Source organism: Stenotrophomonas sp. Iso1 (assembly GCF_027497995.1).
Taxonomy (GTDB): Bacteria; Pseudomonadota; Gammaproteobacteria; order Xanthomonadales; family Xanthomonadaceae; genus Stenotrophomonas.
Window position 1 is genome coordinate 567,438 of record NZ_JAODBT010000001.1, and the last position, 24,161, is coordinate 591,598.

23 protein-coding genes are annotated in these 24,161 nt (G+C 63.8%); 13 read left to right on the top strand and 10 right to left on the bottom strand.

Features of this window, described 5'->3' with window-relative positions; genetic code table 11:
* Nucleotides 1–21: 21 nt before the first annotated feature.
* The 6 genes from PAN08_RS02250 (at nt 22) to PAN08_RS02275 (ending at nt 6,959) form a co-directional block, all read left to right on the top strand.
* On the top strand, nt 22–1,671 hold the full coding sequence (locus tag PAN08_RS02250; protein ID WP_269789930.1) for a M28 family metallopeptidase: 1,650 nt from the start codon (nt 22–24) through the stop codon (nt 1,669–1,671).
* A gap of 269 nt (nt 1,672–1,940) precedes the next feature.
* Nucleotides 1,941–3,929: a hypothetical protein gene (locus tag PAN08_RS02255; RefSeq protein WP_269789931.1), complete on the top strand. Its 1,989-nt coding sequence runs from the start codon at nt 1,941–1,943 to the stop codon at nt 3,927–3,929.
* On the top strand, nt 3,926–4,408 hold the full coding sequence (locus PAN08_RS02260; RefSeq protein WP_269789932.1) for a GNAT family N-acetyltransferase: 483 nt from the start codon (nt 3,926–3,928) through the stop codon (nt 4,406–4,408). The genes PAN08_RS02255 and PAN08_RS02260 overlap by 4 nt, the downstream gene beginning before the upstream one ends.
* A 120-nt stretch (nt 4,409–4,528) precedes the next feature.
* Complete coding sequence (locus tag PAN08_RS02265) at nt 4,529–5,836, top strand: histidine kinase (RefSeq protein WP_269789933.1); 1,308 nt, start codon at nt 4,529–4,531, stop codon at nt 5,834–5,836.
* A complete protein-coding gene (locus PAN08_RS02270) occupies nt 5,826–6,599 on the top strand; it encodes a LytTR family DNA-binding domain-containing protein (protein ID WP_269789934.1) in 774 nt (257 codons plus the stop codon). The genes PAN08_RS02265 and PAN08_RS02270 overlap by 11 nt, the downstream gene beginning before the upstream one ends.
* Nucleotides 6,600–6,629: 30 nt before the next feature.
* Entirely contained in the window at nt 6,630–6,959 is a 330-nt protein-coding gene (locus PAN08_RS02275) for a hypothetical protein (RefSeq protein WP_269789935.1), read from the top strand.
* A gap of 239 nt (nt 6,960–7,198) precedes the next feature.
* Here the strand turns inward: PAN08_RS02275 and PAN08_RS02280 are convergent, their stop codons facing one another.
* A complete protein-coding gene (locus tag PAN08_RS02280; protein ID WP_269789936.1) occupies nt 7,199–7,801 on the bottom strand; it encodes a hypothetical protein in 603 nt (200 codons plus the stop codon).
* Nucleotides 7,802–8,131: 330 nt separating this feature from the next.
* Between PAN08_RS02280 and PAN08_RS02285 the strand changes: the two genes are divergently transcribed.
* Nucleotides 8,132–9,052 (top strand): oxygenase MpaB family protein, encoded by a 921-nt coding sequence (locus PAN08_RS02285; RefSeq protein ID WP_269789937.1) that lies wholly within the window; start codon nt 8,132–8,134, stop codon nt 9,050–9,052.
* Nucleotides 9,053–9,285: 233 nt separating this feature from the next.
* On the opposite strand, the gene PAN08_RS02290 is transcribed toward PAN08_RS02285, so the two are convergent.
* A complete protein-coding gene (locus PAN08_RS02290; RefSeq protein WP_269789938.1) occupies nt 9,286–11,388 on the bottom strand; it encodes a M13 family metallopeptidase in 2,103 nt (700 codons plus the stop codon).
* 51 nt (nt 11,389–11,439) lie between these two features.
* Between PAN08_RS02290 and PAN08_RS02295 the strand changes: the two genes are divergently transcribed.
* Together PAN08_RS02295 and PAN08_RS02300 are read left to right on the top strand one after the other, a co-directional pair.
* Nucleotides 11,440–11,694 carry a hypothetical protein gene (locus PAN08_RS02295; protein ID WP_269789939.1) on the top strand — a complete coding sequence of 85 codons (255 nt, stop codon included), beginning with the start codon at nt 11,440–11,442 and terminating at the stop codon, nt 11,692–11,694.
* Nucleotides 11,691–14,639: an EAL domain-containing protein gene (locus tag PAN08_RS02300; RefSeq protein WP_269789940.1), complete on the top strand. Its 2,949-nt coding sequence runs from the start codon at nt 11,691–11,693 to the stop codon at nt 14,637–14,639. Before PAN08_RS02295 ends, PAN08_RS02300 begins: the two co-directional genes overlap by 4 nt.
* Before the next feature lie 19 nt (nt 14,640–14,658).
* On the opposite strand, the gene PAN08_RS02305 is transcribed toward PAN08_RS02300, so the two are convergent.
* Nucleotides 14,659–15,567 carry a LysR family transcriptional regulator gene (locus tag PAN08_RS02305; protein WP_269789941.1) on the bottom strand — a complete coding sequence of 303 codons (909 nt, stop codon included), beginning with the start codon at nt 15,565–15,567 and terminating at the stop codon, nt 14,659–14,661.
* 105 nt (nt 15,568–15,672) lie between these two features.
* Here PAN08_RS02305 and PAN08_RS02310 point away from each other — a divergent pair, with 105 nt between their 5' ends.
* Together PAN08_RS02310 and PAN08_RS02315 are read left to right on the top strand one after the other, a co-directional pair.
* The gene (locus PAN08_RS02310; RefSeq protein ID WP_269789942.1) at nt 15,673–16,464 is read left to right on the top strand and encodes a class III extradiol ring-cleavage dioxygenase; all 792 of its coding nucleotides are present in this window, start codon (nt 15,673–15,675) and stop codon (nt 16,462–16,464) included.
* A gap of 265 nt (nt 16,465–16,729) precedes the next feature.
* Nucleotides 16,730–18,373 (top strand): Na+/H+ antiporter, encoded by a 1,644-nt coding sequence (locus PAN08_RS02315; RefSeq protein ID WP_269789943.1) that lies wholly within the window; start codon nt 16,730–16,732, stop codon nt 18,371–18,373.
* A 156-nt stretch (nt 18,374–18,529) separates the two neighbouring features.
* Here the strand turns inward: PAN08_RS02315 and PAN08_RS02320 are convergent, their stop codons facing one another.
* Nucleotides 18,530–18,778, bottom strand: a complete 249-nt coding sequence (locus PAN08_RS02320) for a DUF3297 family protein (protein ID WP_269789944.1) — start codon at nt 18,776–18,778, stop codon at nt 18,530–18,532.
* Between the two features lie 144 nt (nt 18,779–18,922).
* Here PAN08_RS02320 and PAN08_RS02325 point away from each other — a divergent pair, with 144 nt between their 5' ends.
* Entirely contained in the window at nt 18,923–19,465 is a 543-nt protein-coding gene (locus tag PAN08_RS02325) for a hypothetical protein (RefSeq protein ID WP_269789945.1), read from the top strand.
* Between the two features lie 114 nt (nt 19,466–19,579).
* Here the strand turns inward: PAN08_RS02325 and PAN08_RS02330 are convergent, their stop codons facing one another.
* The 5 genes from PAN08_RS02330 to msrB form a co-directional block, all read right to left on the bottom strand.
* Nucleotides 19,580–19,855: a DUF4031 domain-containing protein gene (locus PAN08_RS02330; RefSeq protein ID WP_269789946.1), complete on the bottom strand. Its 276-nt coding sequence runs from the start codon at nt 19,853–19,855 to the stop codon at nt 19,580–19,582.
* A gap of 14 nt (nt 19,856–19,869) precedes the next feature.
* Complete coding sequence (locus PAN08_RS02335; RefSeq protein ID WP_269789947.1) at nt 19,870–20,355, bottom strand: hypothetical protein; 486 nt, start codon at nt 20,353–20,355, stop codon at nt 19,870–19,872.
* Between the two features lie 136 nt (nt 20,356–20,491).
* Entirely contained in the window at nt 20,492–21,430 is a 939-nt protein-coding gene (gene motB / locus PAN08_RS02340) for a flagellar motor protein MotB (protein ID WP_269789948.1), read from the bottom strand.
* 10 nt (nt 21,431–21,440) lie between these two features.
* Nucleotides 21,441–22,295 carry a flagellar motor stator protein MotA gene (motA, locus tag PAN08_RS02345; protein ID WP_269789949.1) on the bottom strand — a complete coding sequence of 285 codons (855 nt, stop codon included), beginning with the start codon at nt 22,293–22,295 and terminating at the stop codon, nt 21,441–21,443.
* 232 nt (nt 22,296–22,527) lie between these two features.
* On the bottom strand, nt 22,528–22,995 hold the full coding sequence (gene msrB, locus PAN08_RS02350) for a peptide-methionine (R)-S-oxide reductase MsrB (protein ID WP_269789950.1): 468 nt from the start codon (nt 22,993–22,995) through the stop codon (nt 22,528–22,530).
* Between the two features lie 135 nt (nt 22,996–23,130).
* On the opposite strand from msrB, the gene PAN08_RS02355 reads away from it, so the two are divergent.
* Nucleotides 23,131–23,553, top strand: coding sequence for a classical arabinogalactan protein 4 (locus PAN08_RS02355; protein WP_269789951.1), 423 nt, complete (start codon nt 23,131–23,133; stop codon nt 23,551–23,553).
* A gap of 59 nt (nt 23,554–23,612) precedes the next feature.
* On the opposite strand, the gene PAN08_RS02360 is transcribed toward PAN08_RS02355, so the two are convergent.
* Nucleotides 23,613–24,092, bottom strand: a complete 480-nt coding sequence (locus PAN08_RS02360; RefSeq protein WP_269789952.1) for a winged helix-turn-helix transcriptional regulator — start codon at nt 24,090–24,092, stop codon at nt 23,613–23,615.
* Between the last annotated feature and the right edge of the window lie 69 nt (nt 24,093–24,161).

The window sequence follows — 24,161 nt, forward strand, 5'->3', positions numbered from 1 at the left end:
CCTGACCAGTGGAGAGAAAGCGTGAAGCGAGTAGTGATCAGCCTGTTGGCGATGTCGATATCCACGGCCTTGATGGCCGCACCGCCCAAATTTGATGGTGCGCGGATTTCGGCCGATGTGAAGGAGCTTTCCTCCGACGCCTATGAAGGCCGTGCGCCGGCGACGGCGGGCGAGCAGAAGACGGTGGCTTATCTGAGCAAGCAGTTTGCCGAGGCTGGCCTGCAGCCGGGTGGCGATCTTCAGGATGGCAAGCGCCTGTGGACTCAGGCTGTGCCGTTGCTCAAAGGCGATATTGTCGGTGCGCCATCGCTCACATTGACGGGCCAGGGCAAGCCGCAGGTGCTGACCCAAGGCCAGGAGATCGCGGTGCGTGCGGCGATGAACGGTGACAGCCAAGTGGCCATCAACAATGCGCCGCTGGTGTTCGTCGGTTACGGCGTCAAGGCCGCCGAGCGCAACTGGGACGACTTCAAGGGCGTGGACCTGAAGGGCAAGATCGCCGTGGTGCTGATCAACGACCCGGATTTTGAAACTGGCGTCGGCGATTTCGACGGCAAGGGCATGACCTACTACGGTCGCTGGACCTACAAATATGAAGAAGGCGCGCGCCAGGGCGCGGCCGGCGTGTTGATCGTCCATGAAACCGCACCGGCCTCCTATGGCTGGGCGACGGTGGCCGGTTCCAACACCAACACCATGTTCGACGTGGTGCGGGACAACCCGGCAGAAGCACATCCGGCGCTGGAAGGCTGGGTGCAGCGTGATCTGGCGGTGGAAATGTTCAAGCGTGCGGGCCTGGATTTCGACGCACTGAAGAAGCAGGCGCAGTCGCGTGATTTCCAGCCGGTTGAATTGAAGGGTGAAACCTTCTCGGCCAACTACCAGGTCAAGAACGAAGTCATCACCTCGCAGAATGTGGCAGCACGTCTGGAAGGCAGCAGCCATGCGGACGAGACCGTCATCTACAGCGCGCATTGGGACCACATCGGCGTGGGTGAGCCCGATGCACGCGGCGACCGTATTTTCAACGGCGCGATGGACAACGCCAGCGGCACGGCTGCGCTGGTGGAACTTGCACGTGGCTTTGCTGCACAGCCCAAGCCGCAACGCTCCATCGTGTTCCTCGCGGTCACGGCGGAAGAAAAGGGGTTGCTGGGTTCGGAGTACTACGCCAGCCATCCGCTGTATCCACTGGCCAAGACCGTGGCGGTGATCAACATGGACGGCATGGCGGCAAACAGCCCGTCGCGTGATTTCGGTATCTACGGCTCGGCGAAGATGGAGTTGCTGGATCAGCTGAAGGATGTCGCCAAGGGTTGGGATATCCGCTACACGCCAGACCCGAAGCCGGAAGCCGGTTTGTTCTTCCGCTCCGATCACTTCCCGTTCGCCAAGCGTGGCGTACCGGCGCTGTCGTACGCGGCGGGCCAGGATTGGATTGAGGGCGGCGTTGAAGCTGGCAAGAAGGCGTCGGACGATTACACCGCCAAGCGCTATCACCAACAGGGTGACGAGTGGCAGGCCGACTGGACCTTCGCGGGAGCGGTGCGTGACCTGGAAGTGGTCTACACCCTTGGCGAGAACCTGGCCAATTCGCGCGCATGGCCGAACTGGAGCCAGGAAGAAGCCTTCCGTGCGGTGCGTGATGCGAGCGCGGCAGAGCGGAAGTAAGCGCTAGGTGGGTCCCTTCTCCCGCACGCGGGGGAAGGGGGCAACGTGGCTGCTTTTCGGAACAGCGCGGTCTGGGGCAAAGTTCCGGCAAGCCAACTGACAGGCACCCGTTCCAACCCTCCCTTGCCGCTGGCAAAGGGAGGGAGCGTGGCGGCATAAGTCCCTCTCCCGTTGGCGGGGCGGGGGGCGATGCCTGCTCTTGCCATTGATTCGCGCCTTCTTCGGCCTCACTCACCTACCATTGGTGTGGGCAGCAGCAAGGAACAGGGATGTCGATCAAGAGTGTGTGGGGCGTGGTGTTCTGGCTGGCGGGTATGGCCGCCCCGTTGTGTGCCGGCGCTGCGACGTTGCCGCCAAACTGGCAGATTCTGCCAACCTCGCCGGACCTCGTTGAAGAGGGTCTTCCTTCTGCGCTACGCACTCCCGAATTGGGCAAGGACGGCAAGCGCCTGGCACGGGTGCAGATGGTCGTGGACCTGCCGTTCGCGCAGGTGTTGCCGGTGGTGCAGCGGGCACTGAAGCCGATGGGCACGTTTGCCGGTGAACTCAACAGCAACCCGGTAGCGCGTATCGACCAAGGCTGGGGCGATGTGCTGTTGGCACGTCGGCCTGAGCTGGTGCGCGAATATTTGCGTCAGTACGAGTTGCCCACCCTGCAGCAGTACGTCAGCGATGGGGCGTTGCTTGAATCGGAAATCCCCGGTCGCATGGCGAGGCTGGAACGGAACTTCCGTTTTGAGGGACGCGGCGAACGCATGCCTGCCCTGCATGACGCCTTCAACTACTGGACCGGCAGCGCGCAGCAACGTCACGGCGGCACAGGGCGCAGCACCAGCACGATTCATGTCCGCGTGACGCAGCTTGATGCGGTGATGGGCCGTCCGGCCACTGCGGTCACGCTGTGGCGTACCGATGACTGGCCCAACCCCGGTGGTGGCATCGTAGGGCAGTTGCGTGCGCTTGCGGACGTCAACATTTTCAGCAGCGGGCCACAGACGAGGATTCAGCGCAACAGCGTGCCGCAGCCGGTGTTCAATCCGGTGTTCGAGGCGTTGAGCGTGCTGCCGGGTGCGGGGCTACGGATCGGTGCAGGGGCATCTGACTGGATCGCTCCGCCCAGACCGGTTGCTTCCATCATCGAGCCGCAGCGTCAGGCACCCGATGCCGACGCGCCGACCATCAAGGCCAATCGGGTGCTGCGTATCGAGCAGGTGATGGCGCTCAAAACCTACGAAGCCGACGGCATGCAGGTACTGGCCGATGGCAGCGTACTGCTGGTGCAGAACTATCCCTTCACCGTGATGCGCTGGTCGGCGGCGGACGGCCAAGCGCCACAAACCCTGTGGACTTCCCCACAACAAAGTGTGGGCCGCTGGATGTTGTCGGCCGACGCACGCGGGCAGGTGGCACATCTGCTGGTGGATGGGCAGGTGATGCGCTATGACACCGCCCATCCGGGGCTGGTCAGGCATCCCTTGGCGTTCGCCGAGAAGGGGGTGCTTGGCGACAACTACGTCCGCTACTTCCACGATGGCAATGGAATTCCGTTGGCGTACCGCCGTGACTACGCCGGCAGGCGCGAAACCTTCAAGTTGTGGGCACCCACTCAGACCGCCTCCGGTGATGGCGCGCGTTGGGATTACGCCCTGCGTCTGGCCGCGCCGCGTCAGCATGTGATGCGCGGGGATTTTCCCGGCAACGCACAGTCCAAGCCGGTGCAATGGGATGGGCCGATGACCAACCTCTGGATCGAGGACGTATTTGGTTTGACCGAACTGGACGGGAGCACTGTCCGGGTGCTGCGGGTGTTGCCACTGCCGCGCCGCTTCGGCGGGGCCGATACCCAGGATGACATCGGCATGGCGCAATGGACGCCGGAACCGTTTGGTTCTACCAAGGGCCGTTGGATCGCGGTCGGCTTCGTGTTGATGGACGGTGAGCGCCGCAACCCCGGCATGCACGTGGTTGATGTGGAAAGTGGCAAGGTGCGTTACTCGCTGACCCTGCCCGGGCGGGACTCGCTCCCGCTTGCCGCCGGGTCACCTGATGGGCGCCTGCTGGTGCTGGGTGGCGGAGCGGCGGGCGTGCTATGGAACCTGGACAGCGGCCGCTCGTTGACCTTGCAGACCGATCGCGACACCTGCTCGGAGCTGCGGGAGCTGCAATGGAGTGCCGATGGCAAGCGGCTATGGGGGCGTTGCGTCAATGCGCTGGTGCAATGGGAGTTGTCCCCGGCCTGGCAGTCGAAACAGGGATGACCCGTATGCCGGTTCTGGAAAGCACCGCGATGCCTTTCACCGTACGCCGTGCCGTTGCTGCCGATGTCGAAGCCTTGTTCGATATCCGCACCAGCGTCACCCAGAACCATCTCTCGCGTGAGCAGTTGGCGCAGAGGGGGATTGATGCCGAAGCACTCGCCGCGGCAGTCTCGTCGGCGCCGTGTGCCTGGCTGGCGGAAGTCGAGGGCCAGGCGGTGGCGTTCTCGATGATCGATCTCGACGACGCCTGTCTGTTCGCGGTTTTCGTCAGGCCTGCCTTTGAGGGGCAGGGCCTGGGTACGGCGGTGCTGCAGCCGGCCGAACAGGCACTGTTTGCGCAGCATGCCCGGATCTGGCTCAGCACGGATGGGCGTGAACGGGTGCGCGCCAATGGGTTCTATCGTCGCCACGGCTGGGTGCAGGTGGCGGACCTGGAGGACGGCGACGTGCGCTACGAGAAGGCTCGCTCTCGCCGTTGAACGGGTCCGATCGACGGCTTGCCCGGTTTGGTCGCTGAATTCCGGGTTTCGTCGCACGGCGCTTGTGTCGCGGCTGCCGCCACTTATCCTCGACGCCAGCTTCCCACTCCGGCCACGACCATGTTCGCCAGCCTCTTCCTCGGTTTCCGCATTCTCGCTGTCTGGGCACTCGCGCTCGTTGTTGGCGGTTTTCTGTGGAGTGGCTTGTTCAGCGGCATGGACGAACCGCCGGGCTGGATTTACGGCCTGCTGGCGATGACGCTGATGGTGTTCACCCTGAGCGCCATCGTCGGCCATATCCGCCGCGTCTCGCTCATTGCCGACCGCCTCGACACGCAGACCTTGGGCAACCGCCACCGGCGCCAGGTGGAGCTGCCGTTGGATGCGCCTACCGCCTTCCGTCTGCTGGAAGAGGTCATCGGCCAGATGCCCCGGCTGGAAGGATTCGAGCGTTCGGTTGGCACCCTGCAGCTGCGCGCGTTGCAGCGCCGCGCCGATCCCTATGGTGACCGCCCGCCGTCGCGCTGGAACCTGCTGGCGCGGCTGGCGATCAAGCGCAACCAGATTACCGCGCGCGTGGTCCCGGGCACGGATACCTGCAGCGTGACGCTGTTGTTTGAACCCGATGCCGGTGCCTGGGTGGATCTGCTGCTGCTGGATGAAGGCAGCAACTTCGAGAACGCTGAAGCAGTCACGCACGCCCTCAGCGGCAAGGTCGCCGAGCAGCGTCGCGAAGAACGCGAACACGCGGCCCGCACCGAGGCCGAGAAGGAGCTCACCGTGGCCCGCCTCAACCTGCTGCATGCACAGGTTGAGCCGCACTTCCTCTACAACACGCTGGCCAACGCCCAGGTGCTGACCCGCTCCGATCCTGAGCGCGCCGAACAGATGCTTGGCCACCTGATTCACTACCTGCGCAGCTCGCTGCCGGGCATCGACCAATCGGTGTCCACGCTCGGTCAGGAACTGGACCGCGTGCACGCCTATCTGGAAATTCTGCGCATCCGCATGGGCGCACGCTTGGCCCTGCATATCGACGTCCCCGAATCGCTGTACCACGTGGCGCTGCCGTCGATGTCGCTGCAGACACTGGTGGAAAACGCGATCAAGCACGGGCTGGAGCCGAAGTCCGGTGGCGGTACCGTTTGGATTCTGGCGCGCGAGCTGGGCGGCCAATTGACCGTGACCGTGGCCGATGATGGCCAGGGCATCACCACCCACAGCAACGGCACCGGCATTGGTCTGAAGAACCTGCGTGAACGACTGCGCCTGACTTGCGGCGAACAGTCGTCGCTGGCGATGGTCTCCAACTTCCCAAGCGGCGTGGCGGCGACCATCAGCCTGCCGTATGTGGCGCCCGTGCTGCCGCTGCAGGTACCTGCAAGCGTGGTGATTCCGCCGGTGCCGGAGTACCCGCATGTCCCTTGAAGCGCTCATTGCCGAAGACGAACCGCTGTTGCGTGAGGCATTGCTGCAGCAACTGCAGCGGTTGTGGCCGGAGCTGGTGATCGTGGCCGAATGCGAGGACGGCGCCGCGGCACTGGAAGCGCTGGAAACCCACCAGCCGGACTTGGCGTTCCTCGACATCCGCATGCCCGGCATCACCGGCATCGATGTGGCCCGTGCACTGCAGAACGTGAGCCCGCAGACGCAGGTGGTGTTCGTTACCGCTTATGACCAGTACGCCATCGCTGCGTTTGAACAAGGCGCGGTGGATTACCTGCTCAAGCCGGTGACCGACGAACGCTTGCTGGCCACGCGCCAACGCGTGTTGGCACGGCGCCAGGCGGGAATGCCGGATCCCAGCATGCTGGACCGCTTGTTGAAACAACTGGTGCAGCAACCGGGCGCACCGCAAAGCGCACCGCCGTTGGCCTGGATCACTGCCAGCAACGGCCGCGAGACGCGCCTGGTGATGCTGGACGAAGTGCTGTATTTCCGCGCCGACAGTAAATACACCTCGGTGGTCACTGCCGACGAAGAACTGTTGTTGCGCAGCTCGTTACGTGAGTTGGCCGCAGCGTTGGACCCGAACTGTTTCCGCCAGGTGCATCGCTCCACCATCGTCAACATGAAAGCGGTGGTGTCGGTGAGCCGTGAGGAAACCGGGCGTGGCGTACTGCGCCTGAAACACCGCAGCGAAACACTGGTGGTCAGCCAACCCTTCATGAGTCTGTTCCGCGGCATGTGATGCCGCCACCGCTTTGCCAGGAGAAGTGCCATGCATTACCTGACCATGTTGCTGGGCAGTCTGTTATCGATGCTGGGAATCAACGAGCCGCCCGGGCAGACGTCGGTGACGCGCATCAGTGGTGAACACACGCTGCTGAGCCGCACGACCGTGCGCTCCGGCGTCGCCAACTTCCAGTGCCTGCAGAGCGAGAGCGGCAGCTGTTTCTATCAGTTGTATCGCGAGCAGTGCGGCGTAGGGCAGGGCACGCAAGTCTGCAATCGCAAACCATTGATGGATTTCGTGGTGCTGGTCGGGCGCACCCGCCAGATGACTGATTTGCCGGAGGGTTTTGCCCAGCAGGTGTTGATCCGCAAATGACATCGCCGCGACGAGCGCGGCGATGTGTGGGTTGTGGCTTCGGTTTCACTTCAGGCCTGGCGTTGACTTCCGTGCCGGCTCAGCTGTCTCTCGCTTCACCCACGCGCGGCTGAAGGTGCCCAGCGAAGTGGATGAGGGGCGCTTTGAACTCGACGTGTGGGCTGTGGCTTTGCTCTTGCTCCCTTCTCCCGCGAGCGGGAGAAGGTGCCCCCGCGGGGCGGATGAGGGGTGCTTTGAACTCAGAATGCCGGCTGCAACCGCAAACCATCGTCACCGATGTGGTTGAGCTTGCCGACCAGTTCGGAGTGCTGCCGCATACGGCCCAGCTCGCGCATGATGCGAATGTCTTCGTGGCGCAGCTCGCGGTTGGCGGTGACGGCCTGCTTGTAATCCAGCACTTCCGGATAGTGCTGCGCCATGTCCAGCGCTTCGGCCACGTCATCCACGCTATCGGCATCGGAGCTGATGCGCGCGCGGCTGTTGAAGGCCTTCATCCAGCGCTCGAAACCGGCGGTGCCATCAAACATGTTGGCCATGAACCAGATCACGAACAGGATCGACACCCATGAGCCCAGCACGATCACCACCCGGGTGAAGGTGATATGGAAATCATCGCGCCATAAATAATTGGTGATCAGCCCGAGGATCAGCAGCGAGGATGCCTGCCAGAGCACGATCGAGGCCATCAGCCATTGGCACTTGGCCTGCGCCAGCACCGCGACTTCGTCGCGTATCTGCTGGTCACTCAGATTCTTCCAGTGATCGACCTGTTTCTCGAACGGCTGGCCATACAGTTCATTGTCCTGCAGCAACAATCCCAAACCCTTGAACAACGCAATCATGTTGAGCTCCTTGCAGTTACCTAGCTGGTACGAGCGACGGAGAAGCGTGAAACGGTCAGGCGGCTTTAGTTCTAGCACTTTCAGGACGCTTGGCAATGGGCGTTGCGCAAAGGCAGGCGGGGCCGGCCACGCCTGAACACGCGCAGCTGGCGGAATTTCTGCAGCGCAACATCGCGAAAATGGCCGAATGAAAGATGGGTGATGAAAAATTGTGCTGCGCTTGCACATCCCGCAAGCGCAAGGCCGGGCCGCATGTACTCGGGCCGCTGCCGTCTGTCTGTGACCAAGGTAGGAAGCGAGTTGCGCGCTGACAACGGTACGATAGCGCCCATGTCGTCCTTGTCCCGTCGTGTTTCCGATGCCGCCACCGCCCAGATCCGGCGCTGGGTCCTTGATGCTTTCCCCCGCCACCAGAGCGGAGTGGACTATGACGCGCCGCCTGGCGACCCGGGTTGGTTCGGCCCGGACAGCGTCACCTGGCGTATTCATTCTGAATTCCCGGGCATGCTGGCCGGTGGCCTGTGCGCGCTGATGTTGCAGTTGCTGCACCCGCGCGCGCTGGCCGGTGTGTATGACCATTCCAACTTTCGCGAAGACCTGGTCGGGCGCCTGCGTCGCACCACCAATTTTGTGGCGGGCACCAGTTACGCGCCACGCGCGGAAGTCGACAAGCTGATCGCGCGGGTCAAGCGCATTCACGCGAAGGTGGTCGGCCGCTTGCCGGATGGCAGCCACTACGCGGCCGACGACCCGGAACTGTTGACCTGGGTGCATGTCACCGAGGCCTATGGCTTCCTTGAAGGTTGCCGACGCTACTGCCGCGAAGTGCCGGAGGCAATTGCTGACCGTTACTACAACGAGTATCGGCGCGTTGCCGAAGCGTTGGGTGCAACCAACGTGCCGGCCAGTCAGGCGCAAGTCCATGACTACTTTGCCGCGCAGCAACCGCAGTTACGCATGGATGAACGTTCGCGCGAAGTGCTGGACGTGCTCAGTGCAGTACGGCTTCCGGTGCCGCTGCCGGGCATGTCGCGTGAGGTGTTTCTGGCGGCCGGTGCGGCGTTGTTGCCGCAGTGGGCCGAGCAGTTGATCGGCCGCAGCCGTGGTCAGCACCTGCAGTCGGTGGTGTCCGCACGCATGTTGCGCAGCGTGGCGCCGTTGTTCCGCATTGCGTTGAACGATGGCATTTCCACGCGCGCGTGCCGGCGGGTGGGGGAAGAACCGGCGATTCTTATGCAGTGGCCGGCTTGATGGGGTGAGGGTTTTCAGGGTGTGGGTGGAAGTGGAAGGCAGCCTTCCCAAACTCTCCGCCTGCCTTGGGAAAAGCCAGGGGGCGCTTATACATGCTCCGTCGGATTGCAGCGAAAGGCGCTTGAACCGGTCTCTTTCGCGCAGCGAAAGGGGAGACGTAGATCCTTGGCACGAATGCAAAAGAAAACGGGCGCTCACGCGCCCGTTTCCATATCAAGTTTCCAGCACGCTGATCACCAGACCTTGACCCGCTTGTCCGGTGCCAGGTACAGCGCCTGGCCTTCCTTTACTTCGAACGCCGGGTACCACGCGTCGAGATTGCGCACGGTCAGGCTGCGGAACTGACCCGGTGCATGCACGTTGGTCAGTAGCGAGTTGCGCAGTGCCTGCTCGCGCGCCTTGCTGCGCCATGCCTGGGCAAAGCCGAGGAAGAAACGCTGGTCGGGAGTGAAGCCCTCCAGGGTCTGCTCCTGCTTGCCTTGCAGCGACAGGCGATAGGCATCGTGCGCGGTCGCCAGGCCGGCGACGTCGGCGATGTTCTCGCCCAAGGTCAGGCGGCCGTTGACGTGGACGCCGGGGAACGGTTCGTAGCTGCTGAACTGCGCCGCCAGCGCGTCACCGGCTGCGTTGAACTGCTTCAGATCGTTGGCCGTCCACCAGTTGTGCAGCTTGCCGGTTTCGTCGAACAGCGCGCCGGCGTTGTCGAAGCCATGGCTGATTTCGTGGCCGATCACCGCACCGATGGCGCCGTAGTTGATCGCATCATCGGCAGCGCCGTCGAAGAACGGTGGTTGCAGGATGGCAGCCGGGAACACCAGACGGTTTTCCAGCGGTACGTTCATCGCATTGATGGTCTGCGGCAGCATCGCCCATTCATCGTGGTTCACCGGCTGGCCGAGTTTGGCGAGATTGCGCTGGTACTCAAACCGCGAGGCGCGCTGCGCGTTGCCCAGTGCATCGTCGCGCTTTACTTCCAGCGCGCTGTAATCGCGCCACTTGGACGGGTAGCCCATGCCGACCTTGAGCCCGGCCACCTTGGCCTGAGCATGCGCCTTGGTCTCCGGCGACATCCACTCCAGCGCGTCGATGCGCTTGGCGAAGGCGGCGATGATGTTCTTTGCCATCTCATCGGCACGCGCCTTGGTGGCCGGGTCGAAGTGGCGCTCGACGTAGATTTTGCCGACAGCCTCGCCGATGGCAGCATTGGTGTCGCCCACCGCACGCTTCCAACGATCGCTCTGTTGCGGCGTGCCGTTCAGTGCAGTGCCGTGGAAGGCGAAGTGTGCATCGGCGAAGGCCTTGGGCAGGTAGGGCGCGGCTTCATCCAGCGCATGGAAGGCCAGGTATTCCTTCCATGTGGCCAGCGGCTCGGCGCCCACCAACTTGGACAGGCCGGTTATGGCCGTGGGCTGCCACACGATGAAGTCCTGCTGCGCTGACAGGCCAGCGCCCTCCAGGAAGGCGGCCCAGTCCAGGCCCGGCGCCTTGGCGCTCAGGTCGGTTTGTTTCCAGGCGTTGGCGCCCTTCTCCACGTCGTTGGTGGCTTCCTGGGTGGCGTGGGCGTGGGCGATCCTGGTTTCCAGGGCGACGATACGTGCGGCCTTGGCGGCAGCGTCGGTGTCGCCGGACAGTTCGAGCAGCTTGGCGATGTAACCTTCATAGGCCTTGCGCAGATCGGCCATGCGGCCGTCCTGCAGGTAGAAGTCGCGGTCGGGCATGCCCAGACCGCCCTGCACCAGGTAAGGCGCGTTGCGCTCGGGCTGCAGCAGGTCGGCCGACACCCAGACGCCAAACAGGTGCGGCGTATAGAAATTGGTGGCGTTGAGCAGGTCCACGTCTGCGCGCAGGGTGTTGCCCAGGGCCTTGGCCAGTGACTGCTTGTCAGCGATGGCGGCAATGGCCTGCAGCGCCGGTTGCACCGGCGCGATACCGCGCGTCTCGATGGCGGCTTCGTCCATGAAGGCGGCGTAGTAATCGCCGATCTTGCGGGCTTCGCCGTCATTGGCCTTGGCGCTTTCTTCCATGATTGTGCGGGTGTCGGCCAGGGTCTTTTCGGCGATCACATTGAAGCTGCCCTGGCTGGAGCGGTCGGCCGGTATTTCGGTGCGCTTGACCCATTCACCATTGGCGAAGTCGAAGAAGTTGTCGCCTGCCGCGACACTGCGGTCCATGCCGGCTGCGTCGAAGCCGAAGCCGCCCAGCTGTGCTTTGGCTGCCCCGGGGGTGACCGGTGCCTGTGCGGCATCGTCGGCCGCTGCTGGAGCATCCTTGTTGCAGCCGCCAAGGGAAAGGGCGGCACCGATTGCCAGCATCAGAATGGAGCGTTGCAGGGCCATGGAGGGTTCCAGATTGAGAGACCGGCCAAGTCTAGTCCTGTGCCAGCGCGGATGCAGATGCGGACTCTGGCGTTTTATCAACCACGCAGGCGCAGCAAAAAAAGCCTGTTTATGCTCTTCACGCAGGTAGTGGTTCTGCTGCATGCTGTATCAGGTTTGCTGCTCGTGGTGTCTGGGGAGACACTTGCAGCGCGGTTTCATGCCGGTGGCATGCGCCCGCTCCTTGCTGGCTCCCTGTTGCCCACGGTCCTGGAACACCAAGTGATGCCTGCCCGCCGCCCAATGAAGCGCTGGAACTATCTGTGACCCGGGTACAGGCTCATCCATTGCGGGTGATTGCCATCGCGGGCGCGCTGGTCGCGCTGCTGTTGGCAGCGGCCCTGGCGATGATGTTGTGGAACGACCGCAGCAGCCGGATCGAAGCAGCGCAGCGGCGAAGCATGGCCCTGGCCAATGGCAGTGACCGCCTGCTGCGCGCGCAACTGATCACGCTGGAGCGGGCGCTGCGTGGCACCGCCAACGATGGCCGTGAGTTTTACCGGCGAGTGCCGGACAGGGCAGTGGAGTTGTTGGAAACCAGCATCCAAGGGGTGCTGGAACGCAATCGCGATCTGGCGTCGATCACCTTGGTTGACGATGGGGGCCAGCCGCTTTCACAAGGCCATGGCGATACTGCGTTGCGCACGTGGGTCGTGCCGCAGAACCGGGTGCTCAGTGGCGAGTTGTATGTCGGTCCACTGGAACAATTGCCCGAGGGGGCATGGGTGGTGCGGGCGGCTCTGCCGATGCAGCAAGGGCAATGGTTGCTGGCGCGGGTGCGGCTGGGCATGTTCCAGGACGTGGTCAGTGGCCTGGACCTGGGAAAGAACGGTGTGGCCTCCATCGGCAACCGCTATGGGCAATTGCTGGCCCATAGCCGCAACCCAACGGCGTTTATCGGTAAGCAATTGCCTTCGCCGATGAAGATTCTGGCGCCCTCGTCGGAGATCGTGCGGCAGGGGATCGTGGAGAGCCCGGCCGATGGCCAGAAGCGCATTGCTGCGGTCAGCGTACCGACGGACTATCCGCTGACCCTGTACACCGCGCTGTCATACCAAGAAGTGATGGCGCGCTGGTATGTATTTCTCTACGCCGCCATCGGCATCTTCCTGCTGTATCTGCTCGGCCTTGCCTACCTGCTGCACAGCCTTGGGCGAAGCGCCTCGCAGGAGCAGCGCTTGAGCGAGGAACTGCAGAGCGGTGCCGCCGAACTGGAGTTGGCGCACGAGGTGGGCAAGGTGGGTACCTGGTCCATCCATGGGGATATCCCGCTGCTGGATTGGTCACTGCTGACCCAGCAGATGCTCGACCTGCCGACGCGCGCGTCCACGCTGGATGGGTTCTTCCAGCGGGTTCATGAAGATGACCGTGCTTGGCTGCGGGTGATGCTCAACCACGCCCGCGACGGCAAGGGTGCGTTGAACGCGATGTTCCGGCTGCATATGGCCGACGGTTCGCTGCGTTGGTTGTCCGCGCGCGGTGACAGGGTCAACAGCCCGGGCCAGTCGCCCCGCCTGGCCGGTGCGGTGGTGGACATCAGCGAGCGCGTGCACACCGAGGCGCGCGCGCAGGAAGCGGAGCGGCAGTTCCGGCTGGTGTTTGATCGCAACCCGGCGCCGTTCTGGATCTTCGACCTGGCCACGCTGCGTTTTCTTGAAGTGAACCAGGCCGCGGTCGACCAGTACGGCTACAGCCGCGATGAGTTCCTGTCCATGTCGATCCTGGACGTGCGCCCACCGGAGGACCGTGAGGCCATCCGGCGCACGGTGCTCACTACCGCCACCGGCCAATCCACGGTGTTGCCCGTGCACCGGCACAGGCGCAAGGACGGCACCATCTTCCAGGTGCAGGCACATGGCGCACGCTTGGAATTCGGCGGGCACGATGCCTGCCTGGTGCTTGCCGAAGATGTCAGCCAGCGCCTGCGTTACGAGAAAGAACTGGCCTACCGGGCCAGCCACCACGCCGGCACCGGCCTGCTGACAGTGCGTGGCCTGGTTGAAAAGCTCGATGCCGGCGCAGGCGGTTACACCATTGCGCATGTGCAGCTGCGTGGCCTGCAGATGATTGCCGACACACTGGGACGCGAGGCGGGCGAAGAAGCCTTGCGCTCGGTGGCTGTGCGCCTGGGTGGGTTGGCCGCACGTCATGGCTTGTTGGCGCACCAGCCAGCGGAAGATTTCGTGCTCGCCATACAGAAACCGGCTGACGTGCAGCTGGCGCTGGACGCACTGCTTGAAGCGGTGGCCGAGCCGATCCGCGGACGCGACACGTTCCACCAGTTGGAAGCTCGCATTGGTGTGGCCAACAATCCGGAGGACGGCGACCTGGCCGAACAGGTGCTGGGACGCGCGGCGCAAGCAGCACATGCCGCGCGCGAAAACGGTGTTGCCCTGGCGCGTTTTGTGCCGGCGATGGCCACCCGCTATACCGAGCGGTTGCAGTTGGCTGGGCGAGTGCACATGGCCATCGACCGTAACGAGTTCGATCTGCACTTCCAGCCCATTCGTCACGCCGCTGATGGCAGCCCGGTAGCGCTTGAAGCGCTGCTGCGCTGGCCGCAGGCCGACGGCAGCTTCATACCGCCGGGTGATTTCATCCAGTTGTGCGAAGACACCGGCCTGATCATTGCGCTGGGGCGCTGGGTGCTGCGCAATGCGGCGCGGGCACAGCAGCAGCTGGCGGCGGCCGGCTGGGGCCAGTTGCCCATCGCGGTGAATGTATCGGCAGTGCAGTTCTTCAACACCGATTTGGCAAACGAGTTCTCGCGGGTGATCGAGGAGTTCGGCCTGCCGCGCGGTTCGCTGCACCTGGAGCTGACCGAGAGCAGCCTGATGCGCAATCCCGCCCAGGCGTTGCAGACCATGCAACGTCTGCATGAGCGCGGCATCCACATTTCACTGGATGACTTCGGCACAGGTTTTTCGTCAATGTCGTACCTGCAGCACCTGCCGTTGGATTCGTTGAAGATCGACCGCAGCTTTGTTGCCGATGTCGAAACCAACCCACGTAATGCCGCCATTTGCCGCGCGCTGTTGTCGCTGGGCCACAGCATGGGCCTGATGGTGATTGCTGAAGGCGTGGAGACCGACGGCCAATACGGATGGCTGGCTGCACACGGTTGCGACCAGGTGCAGGGTTATCTGCTGGGCCGGCCGATGCCGCTGGCGGATGTGCTGGTGCTGCTGTCCACGCTGCGCAGCCCGGGCTGAGCCCGTCCAGCCACGCTGCTCAGGTTGAAGTGGAACGTGGAGCGTCGTTGTCCATGCACTCCACCAGATAGTCGATGAAGCTGCGCACCTTGGGTGCCAGATGGCTGCGGCTGGCATAGACCGCATGGATGTCGATGGGCGGCACTTCCCACGCCGGCAGTACCGGTACCAAGCGGCCATCTGCCAGCGCCGGGCCAATGATGAAATCCGGCTGCGCGATGATGCCCATGCCGGCAATGGCGGCTTCACGCAGCACTTCACCGTTGTTGGCACGCATGCGTGGGGTGAAGGTGACACTGGTTTCGCCGTCCGGCCCGCGCAGGGTCCAGCTGTCGCCACTGGCTGAGTAGGTGTAGGACAGAAAGTCATGTTCGGCCAGCGCCTGCGGCGTGGCGGGTGCGCCGCGTCGCGCAATGTAGGCAGGCGCTGCGCACAAGATGATGCGCGCCTGCGCCAGCCGCCGGGCGATCAATGACGGCGAAGGGTTGCGGGTGATGCGGATGGCGAGGTCGAACCCTTCTTCCACCATGTCCACCATCCGGTCGGACAACGACAGGTCCAGCTCCACCTGCGGGTAGCGCGCACTGTAGCCAGGCAGCAAGGGCGCCAGCTGGGTGATGCCGTAGCTGACCGGCGCGTTGATACGCAGGCGACCGGAGGGCTGCAGTGCCTGCGCGCCAACCGAGGCTTCCAGTGCGTCGAACTCGGCCAGCAGCTGCACGCAGCGCTGGTAGTAGGCCGCGCCGGTACTGGTGGGGCTGACCCGGCGCGTGGTGCGATTGAGCAGGCGCGTGGACAGGCGTTTTTCCAGCGCGGCAATCTGCCGGGTGACGGCGGCGGTGGACATATCCATGGCCTCGGCAGCAGCGCTGAAGCCGTTGCGCTCGACCACGGCGACGAACACCCGCATGGCATCGATCGTGTCCATTGTTCCTGCTTCCGCAATAAAACGTTGTCGCCGAGGTTATTTGTTGTCATGGCAGCGCGCAATAAGCTTCGTGGCATGTTCCCCATCACCCAAGAGGCAACCGCCATGCGTCATTTGCCCTCGCTCTACATTTCCCATGGTTCGCCGATGACCGCGCTGGAACCGGGCCAGGTGGGGCCGCGTCTGGCGGAGTTGGCCGCCGGGCTGCAGAGCCCGCGTGCCATCGTGATGGCCTCGGCGCATTGGCTGGCGCGCACGCCGGTGGTGTCGGGTGCCGCCACGCCGGAGACGATTCACGATTTCGGTGGCTTCCCCGACGCACTGTACGAGCTGCAGTACCCAGCGCCGGGTGCGCCCGAACTGGCGCAGGAGGTTGCCGAGCGGTTGCAGGCCGCCAGCCTGAGCCCTGCCATCGACCCGAACCGTGGCTTGGACCATGGCGCCTGGGTGCCACTGCGTTATCTGTATCCGCAGGCCGACATCCCGGTGCTGCAGGTGTCGATCCAGCCGATGCTGGGTCCGACACACCAGTTCGCGGTGGGCCGCGCGCTGGCGCCACTGCGCGAGCAGGGGGTGTTGCTGATCGGCTCCGGCAGCATCACCCACAATCTGCATGAGCGGCGCAATTACCCGCAAGGCAAGGAAGCGCCGTATGTGCGGCCCTTCATCGAGTGGGTAGAGCAGAAGTTGGATGCCGATGACATCCCGGCATTGTTCGACTATCGCCAGCAGGCACCGTTTGCGACGCAGGCCCATCCCACGGATGAGCATCTGCTGCCGCTGTACTTTGCGATGGGTGCGGCGGGTTCCGACGCGCTGGGCGCCACGCGCATTGATGCCGGCATCGACATGGGTTTCCTGGCGATGGATATCTATCGCTTCGACGGCGCGCGCTGACGTGTTGACTGTCCTGTTCCGTGGCTTCGGCGCGGGATGTCGCGGTCGTCTGACGGCGGCGTGCGCTGCGGGTGCGCTCGGCTTACCCGTGCATCAGGACTGACACGGAACGGCGGCGGCGTTGTCCCTGTCTTGCACGGAAGCTGCATGGGAGGAGGTTTTCCGCGCCGCCGCCGCCCGCATGTGAGGCGTGCTGTGCTAGTTTTTTCCGGTCTCCGGCGCAGGCCCTTGTCTGGTTCTGCACGCGCCCGTTTCTGGAAGAAGCATGCACACGATCGAAGTCGTCCTGGCGATGCTGGTGGCCGTTGTCGCCAGCGGTTACCTGGTAAGAATCCTGCCGTTCTCGCTGCCGCTGCCCTTGGTGCAGATCGGCCTGGGTGCGTTGATTGCCGGGGTATTCAATCGCGGCCACGCGCTTGAGCCGGACATGTTCTTCCTGCTGTTCCTGCCGCCGCTGCTGTTCCTGGATGGCTGGCGCATTCCCAAGCAGGGCCTGTTCCGCGACAAAGGCGCAATTCTGGAGCTGGCGTTCGGCCTGGTGGTGTTCACCGTGGTCGGGGCCGGCCTGCTGATTCATTGGTTGATCCCCGCCATGCCGCTGGCGGTGGCGTTTGCATTGGCGGCGATCATTTCCCCGACCGATCCGGTGGCGGTCAGCGCCATCGCTTCACGGGTGCCGATCCCCAAGCGGCTGATGCACATTCTGGAAGGCGAGTCGTTGCTCAACGATGCCTCCGGCCTGGTGTGCTTCCGTTTTGCGGTGGCAGCGGTGATGACCGGCAGTTTCTCGCTGGCCGAAGCCTCGCTGACGTTCGTGTGGGTGTCGGTGGCCGGTTTGGCCATCGGCGTGGCGGTGACTTGGGGCGTGTCCACGTTCCAGCGCTGGTTGTGGCATGGCTTTGGCGAGGAGCCGGGTGCTGCGTTACTGGTCAACCTGCTGATCCCCTTCGCCGCCTACCTGCTGGCCGAAGAGCTCAAGGCCTCCGGCATCCTGGCTGCCGTGGCGGCCGGCATCACCATGAGCTATGTGGAACAGACTGGCCGTATCAGCGGCAGCATGCGTGTGCAGCGCAGTGCGGTCTGGAACATGGTGCAGTTCACCTTCAACGGCATCATCTTCGTGCTGCTGGGCGAACAGTTGCCGGGCATTGTCGAGCGCGCCATCCAATTCATGGAGCACAGCGGCCAGCACAGCGCGTGGTGGCTCGTGATTTACGTGTTGGCCATCAACGCGATGCTGGTGGTGATGCGACTGACGTTTGTATGGTTGTCGCTGCGTTGGAGCCTGCTCAAGGCGCGTATGCGGGGTGAAAAAGGCACACAGACGCCGGGGCGGGTGGTACTGGCAATGTCCGTGGCGGGTGTGCGCGGTGCGATCACGTTGGCCGGTGTGCTGACCCTGCCGCTGATGATTCCCGGCGGTGAGCCATTTCCGGCGCGGGACCTGGTGATCTTCCTGGCGGCGGCGGTGATCCTGGTATCGCTGGTCGGCGCGAGCCTGTTGTTGCCGCGCCTGCTCAAGGGGTTGGAGTTGCCCAAGGACGATTCCGGCCGGCGTGAGGAGGATCTGGCCCGCAAGGTCGCTTCCAAGGCCGCGTTGGCAGCGGTGGAGAAGACCCGTCAGCAATTGGTGGAAGGGCAGAACACCACCAACGTGCAGCTGTACAACGACGCCGCCTCGCGGGTGAGCCTGCTGTACCAGCGCAATCTCGAAAAAGGTCAGGGCCCGGATGAAGACCCCGAACAGGTCAAGCGCATGGAAGAGGCGTACCGCAGCCTGCGTGCGGCGGGTCTCAACGCCGAGCGTGAGGAGTTGTTCCGTTTGACCCGGCGCGGACAGATCTCCGATGAGATGTCGCGCAAGCTGATCCGCAATCTGGATCTGCTGGAAAGCCGTAAGCGGGATTGAGGGGGTTTTGGGAGCTTTTCAGGCACTTCCCCTCACCCCAACCCCTCTCCCGCGTGCGGGGGAAGGGCTCTTGGAGCGCCGCCTTTGCCTGAAGCCCATCTCACGGACGCGGGAGAGGGGTTCGGGTGAGGGCCGCGCTAACGCTCGAAAACCGCCTTAGGCGTTTTTCAGCTCAAGAAAATACGGTTCCACCACACCCTTGATCTTCAGCGTCATCGGGTTGCCGCGGCGGTCGCGGGCCTTGCCGGCCTGCACACGGATCCAACCTTCAGCGACCGAATACTCTTCCACGTCATCGCGCTCGATGCCGTTGAAGCGCACGCCGATACCGCGCTCCAGCGCAGCGGCGTCATGGAACGGGCTCTGGGGATTGATCGCCAGGTGATCGGGAGGGGTCTCGCTCATAGCTAGTGCTTCATTGAAGGCCGACGTGGCCATCTTCTGTGGCACAGGATAACCGTTGCGGTCGGCACCTCGGGTACGTCATGGCTTCCGCTGGGGGGCGCGGCAGCGCAGAATGCGCGCCATCAAGCCGTGGATATCCGCTTCATGCCCGACAACAGCGACGATTACGAAGATTCAGACGAACTGCAACCGACTTTCGACGAGGACGACCATCCGGCGCGGGTCTGGAACCTGCTGTGGCTGATCAATCCCGGTGACGAGGACACGGCGCTGCAGCAGTTCAACGCTTGGCGCGAGGCGCGTGCCGGCGCAGAAGATGACTCCAGCGACGAATCCTGGTTGTGGGACCTGAAGGACGCCATTGACTGGCGCGCTGGCTTCTACGTGGATTGGAAAGACACCGACTCGTTCGTCGCGGCACTGGATGAAATGGCCGCGCGCTGGAGCCTTCGCATTGAATGGGGCGGTGATCTGGACGACGAGGATTTCGCCGCCGATATCGACGTGCCCACGCTGATGGCCATTGCCCACGATCGCCTGCGCGAATACGGCTATACGGTGTGGAACTGGAACACCGGCGGCGATGCCTATGCCGGCTGGATCGCACTGCGTCGTGACGACGAGGCGATGCTGGCGCTGTGCTCGGTGCTGGGCGTGGAAGTGCGACCGGGCAGCGATCCGTTCTAAGTGCGGGAGCGGTAGGTGAGAAAGGGCAACGCCATTGCGCTTGAACGGCTGCCTCCTTTCGAGCGAAGGAGGAGGCACGCTGCTCGGCAGCTCAGCGCGTATTTCTGCTCTTTTTCATGGCTCATATTGCGTTCGCGCATTGGCAATCACGCTGCGTAGCAATTCCCGGTCGGTATGCCGCGAAATAGCGCGTGCGCCCAGTGCAATGGCCTGCTCGCGCAGCGGTGCGGGCACGTCGTAGTGCACGCCGCTGGGGCGGTTCTGGAAGGCGCGGCGAGGAATCCCGAGCTGCTGCGCCAAGGCATGCAGCTCGGGTACGGTGTCGGCCATCAGATGCGCCCAGCGCTCGCCGCGCCAGGGGTGTACTGCATCGTCGATATAGACCGTCACTGCAGGCCCGGGGCTCAGGCCTTGGGCTTGTCGTCGGCGTCGGCGTCCGGAGCAACGTCGGCAGTCGGGGTGGCTTCGTCCTCGACAGTGTCGGCTACGTCGATGGCTTCTTCGCCGTCCACGCCTTCAAACTCCGACACCAGGTTGGCCAGATAGTCGTCGGCGGTTTTGCCTTCGTCGGCGGCCAGGTCGTCGATCATCTGCTGCAGCTGTGCCGAGTACTCCAGGGTGACCTTGCGGCCTTCCTTTTCCTGCACGTTGGACAGGTGCTTGAGCATGGCCAGCATCGGCACCGGATTATCAGCATTGCCCATGGTCTGGCCACCGATGGCCAGCAGCCACTCGGTACCCTGCAGGCCGATGGCAGCCACCACCTGGCCTTCTTCATTCGTCAGCACGGCGTGGTTCTGTACCGGCTGCTGGCCATTCAGGCGAGCGAACGGACGGCGCGTGGCCTGCTTCTTGCGCTTGTCGCGCTTGGCTTTGGACAGCTTGGACATAGGATTCAGTCGTAGTAGAAAACGGGGCCCATTGTAGGCGCCCCGGCCGTCTCTGCCCTCACAGCGTGGACCACGGCTGCTGCGAACGCCGGCAGGCGCAGCTCTGGCTCCCGTTTCCCGGGGCGCAGGCAGGCGGTCAGTGGGTAGCCGAGGGCGCCGCTGCAGCCGCTGCAGGTAGAAGCTCAGACGGCGGCACCGGGAGCGAGTCGGTCTCGTTGAGCGCGGCGGCTTCGGCATCCTTGGTCATCACCACGATGCTGATGCGACGGTTGATCGGGTTCTGCGGGTTGGTCTTGTCGAACAACACCGACGAGGACAACCCCACCACACGTGCCACCTTGGCTTCGTCCATGCCGCCTTCCAGCAGGGTGCGGCGTGCGGCGTTGGCGCGGTCAGCGCTCAGTTCCCAGTTGCCGTAGCCCAACTGCGCGGAATACGCGGTGGTGTCGGTGTGGCCGGTGATGCTGATGCGGTTGGGTACCTGGTTGATGAAGTGCGACAGCTCCACCAGGATCGTCTGGGTGTACGGCATCAGCCGCGCGCTGCCCAGGTCGAACATCGGCCGGTTCTGCTTGTCCACAATCTGGATGCGCAGGCCCTCAGGGGTGATGTCCAGCAGCAGCTGGTCCTTGAACGGCTCCAGCGCCTGGCTCTTGCTGATGGCCTCCTGCAGCTCCTGCTTCAGCACTTCCAGGCGTTTCTTCTCGCGCTCGCGTTCTTCCACCGGGGTGGGTAGCGCTTCCTGCCGGTTCTGGAAGGGGTCGTTGTTGTTGCCGCGCGAGACATCGGTGGCACCGCCGAGCTTGATCATCGAGGTGCTGGCGCCGCCAGGGCCGGCCATGCCCGGTGCCGGCGTGCTGCTGGTGCCGCTCAACGGGCTGGGGTTGCGGAAGTAATCGGAAATCGCCGCGCGCTCGGGCTTGGTGGTGGCGGCCAGCAGCCACATCACCATGAAGAAGGCCATCATCGCGGTGACGAAGTCGGCATAGGCCACCTTCCACGAACCGCCGTGGTGGCCGCCTTTCTGCACCTTTTTTATCCGGCGCACGATCACCGTGGGCTTGTTCTCGCTCATGGCGTGCGCCTTACTTGACCGACTTCAGGTGCTGCTCGAACTCGCTGAAGCCCGGGCGCAAAGCTGACGGCACGGTCTTGCGCGCGAACTCCAGTGCGATCTTCGGGTTGTAGCCACGCAGGCAGGCCAGCAGCGCGGTTTTGACCGATTCGTAGATGCGTGCGTCCTGTTCGGCGCGCGCTTCCACCGCTGCCGCCAGCGGGCCGACAAAGCCATAGCCCAGCAAGATGCCGAGAAAGGTACCCACCAGCGCGCCAGCGACGTGCGCGCCGACTTCCTTGATGTCACCGCCGATCGAACCCATGGTGATGACGATGCCCAGCACCGCCGCGACGATGCCAAAACCGGGCAATCCGTCGGCCACCTTGTTGAGCACGTGGGACGGCTCCATCGCCTCGTGATGGTGCTTGTCCAGCTCCAGTTCCAGCAGCGGTTCCAGCTCATGCGGCTCGATGTTGGAGCCGATCATCAGCCGCAGGCAGTCGGTGATGAAGTCCAGCAGGTGGTGGTCGGCCAGTACCTTGGGGTAGTTGGCGAAGACCGGGCTGTCCTGTGGGTTCTCGACATGCTCTTCCAGCGCCATGAAGCCTTCGCGGCGCGCCTTGTTGAGCAGTTCATACAGCAGGCTGAGCACGTCCAGATAGTCCTGGCGCTTGTATTGCGGGCCCTTGAACGTACCGGCCACGGCCCGGAGGGTCTGTTTGACGGTCTTGAACGGCGTGCCAATCAGGAACGCACCCAACGCCGCGCCACCAATGATGACCAGCTCATAGGGCTGCCAGAGCGCTCCCAGCCGGCCATGGGCGCCGACGTAACCGCCGAGCACGCTGATGATGACAATGAGCAAGCCGACGAGGATGAGCATGAGGCGGGCACGACAGAAGGGGACATCCCGTTGTCGGCGCGGCGGAGCGGTTCTGAAGTGTGAAGTTGGTAATCGACCGTATTCCGGTCGAGCAAGGCCTGATTGGCGAATGCGCCGCTGGAACCGAGAAATCAGTCCGCAGGCCTGTGGGGCGAAGTCACGCTCCCTTGACGCCTTGCGGCGCAGCCAACGCCGAGCATGGCCCGGCGCGACAGGATGGCCACGCTACCCCTCAACTGGCCAGTAATGCCTCGACACCCTCACGCTGCAGCGGGTTCGGATAGGCCTCGCCCAGGCCCACAAAGCCCAGCGATACCGAATTCAGACAATGCCGCTCGAAGGTCGGCGGCGGGCCGTCAGGAAACACGTGGCCCAGATGACTGCCGCAGCGTGCGCAGACGATCTCCGTACGCGTCATGCCGTGGCTTTCATCGCGGATTTCACGCACATGTTCCGGCGCAAACGGTGCAAAAAAGCTGGGCCAGCCGGTGCCCGAGTCGAACTTGGTGTCAGAGCGGAACAGCGGCAGCGCGCACAGCCGGCAGCAATAGACGCCGTCGCGTTTGTTGTCCAGGAACACGCCGCAGAATGGCGCCTCGGTGCCGTGATGCAGCAGTACCCGCTTTTCCTCGTCATTCAGGCCGGCGATGAGCGCATCGCGCTGGCTGGCAGTGGGCGGAGTGAGGTCGAAGAAGGTCATGGCGATGAATCCTTGGGGCAGGGCGCCATGGTAGGCCGATGCGCCCGTCACACCAATCCAGGGCGCCCCTTGCGTTCACCCGTGCGCCAGTCAGGTGGGAGCATGCTGTGCGCAGGATTCGGACAGGGGCGGCCCATGAAGCGATTCACCGGATGGTTGCTGTTGGCGACGCTGTCGCCTGCGTTGGCATTGGCCCAACTCAAGCTGCCACCGCCGCCCACCGCGACGCGACCTGTGCAGTTGCCAGCGCCGTCGCCGCAGAAACCCAAGGCCGATGACCGCAATCAAGCCGCCGACAACGCGCGCTTGCGTGAGCGGCTGGAGAATCCGGCCCTGCGCACGAAGCCGGTCAACACGCCCACGCCGATCACGCCGCCCGCCACGGCGCGCCCGGTCTACGGCAGCAATGGGCAGCCCTTGAACCACCTGCAGCAGACCAGCCCGAATCGGGTGCTGGACACCCGCACCGGCCGTTACTACGACACCGTGCCCAGCGGTGCCGGCCAGCGTGTGGTGCCGCCGCCGAAGAGCAGCAAGCCGGCGGGCAGCAACGAGTGAAGCGGGGTAAGTGAGCGCAGGCAGCGCTTCAGTGGAGCAGGGCTGCGCGCGACCCGGCGTCACTCATCAATCGGCAGGGTCAGTGTCTCTTTGACCTCTTCCATGACGATGTAGCTCTTGGATTCACGTACGTGCGGCATGGTCAGCAAGGTGCTGCCCAGCAGTTTGCGATAGGAGGCCATTTCGTTGATGCGTGCCTTGAGCAGGTAGTCGAAATCGCCCGACACCAGGTGGCACTCCAGCACGTTGGGCAGCTTTAATGCCGCGCGGCGAAATTCCTCGAAGATGTCGCCGGATTTGTAGGCCAGGCTGATCTCCACGAATACCAGCAGGCTGGCTTTGACGAACTGCGGGTCCAGGCGCGCGTAGTAGCCAGTGATCACGCCTTCGCGTTCCAGCCGGCGCACGCGATCGGTGCAGGGCGTGGTGGACAGGCCCACGCGTTCACCCAGTTCGGTGAAGGAAATACGCCCTTCCTGTTGCAGGATGCGCAGGATCTTGCGGTCGATCTTGTCCAGTTCGCGACTGCGGGTGGCCATGGCGCTCTGCTTTTGATGAACGAAACGGGAAATTACTCTGTATCAGCAGCGCAATACAGCGATAAACAC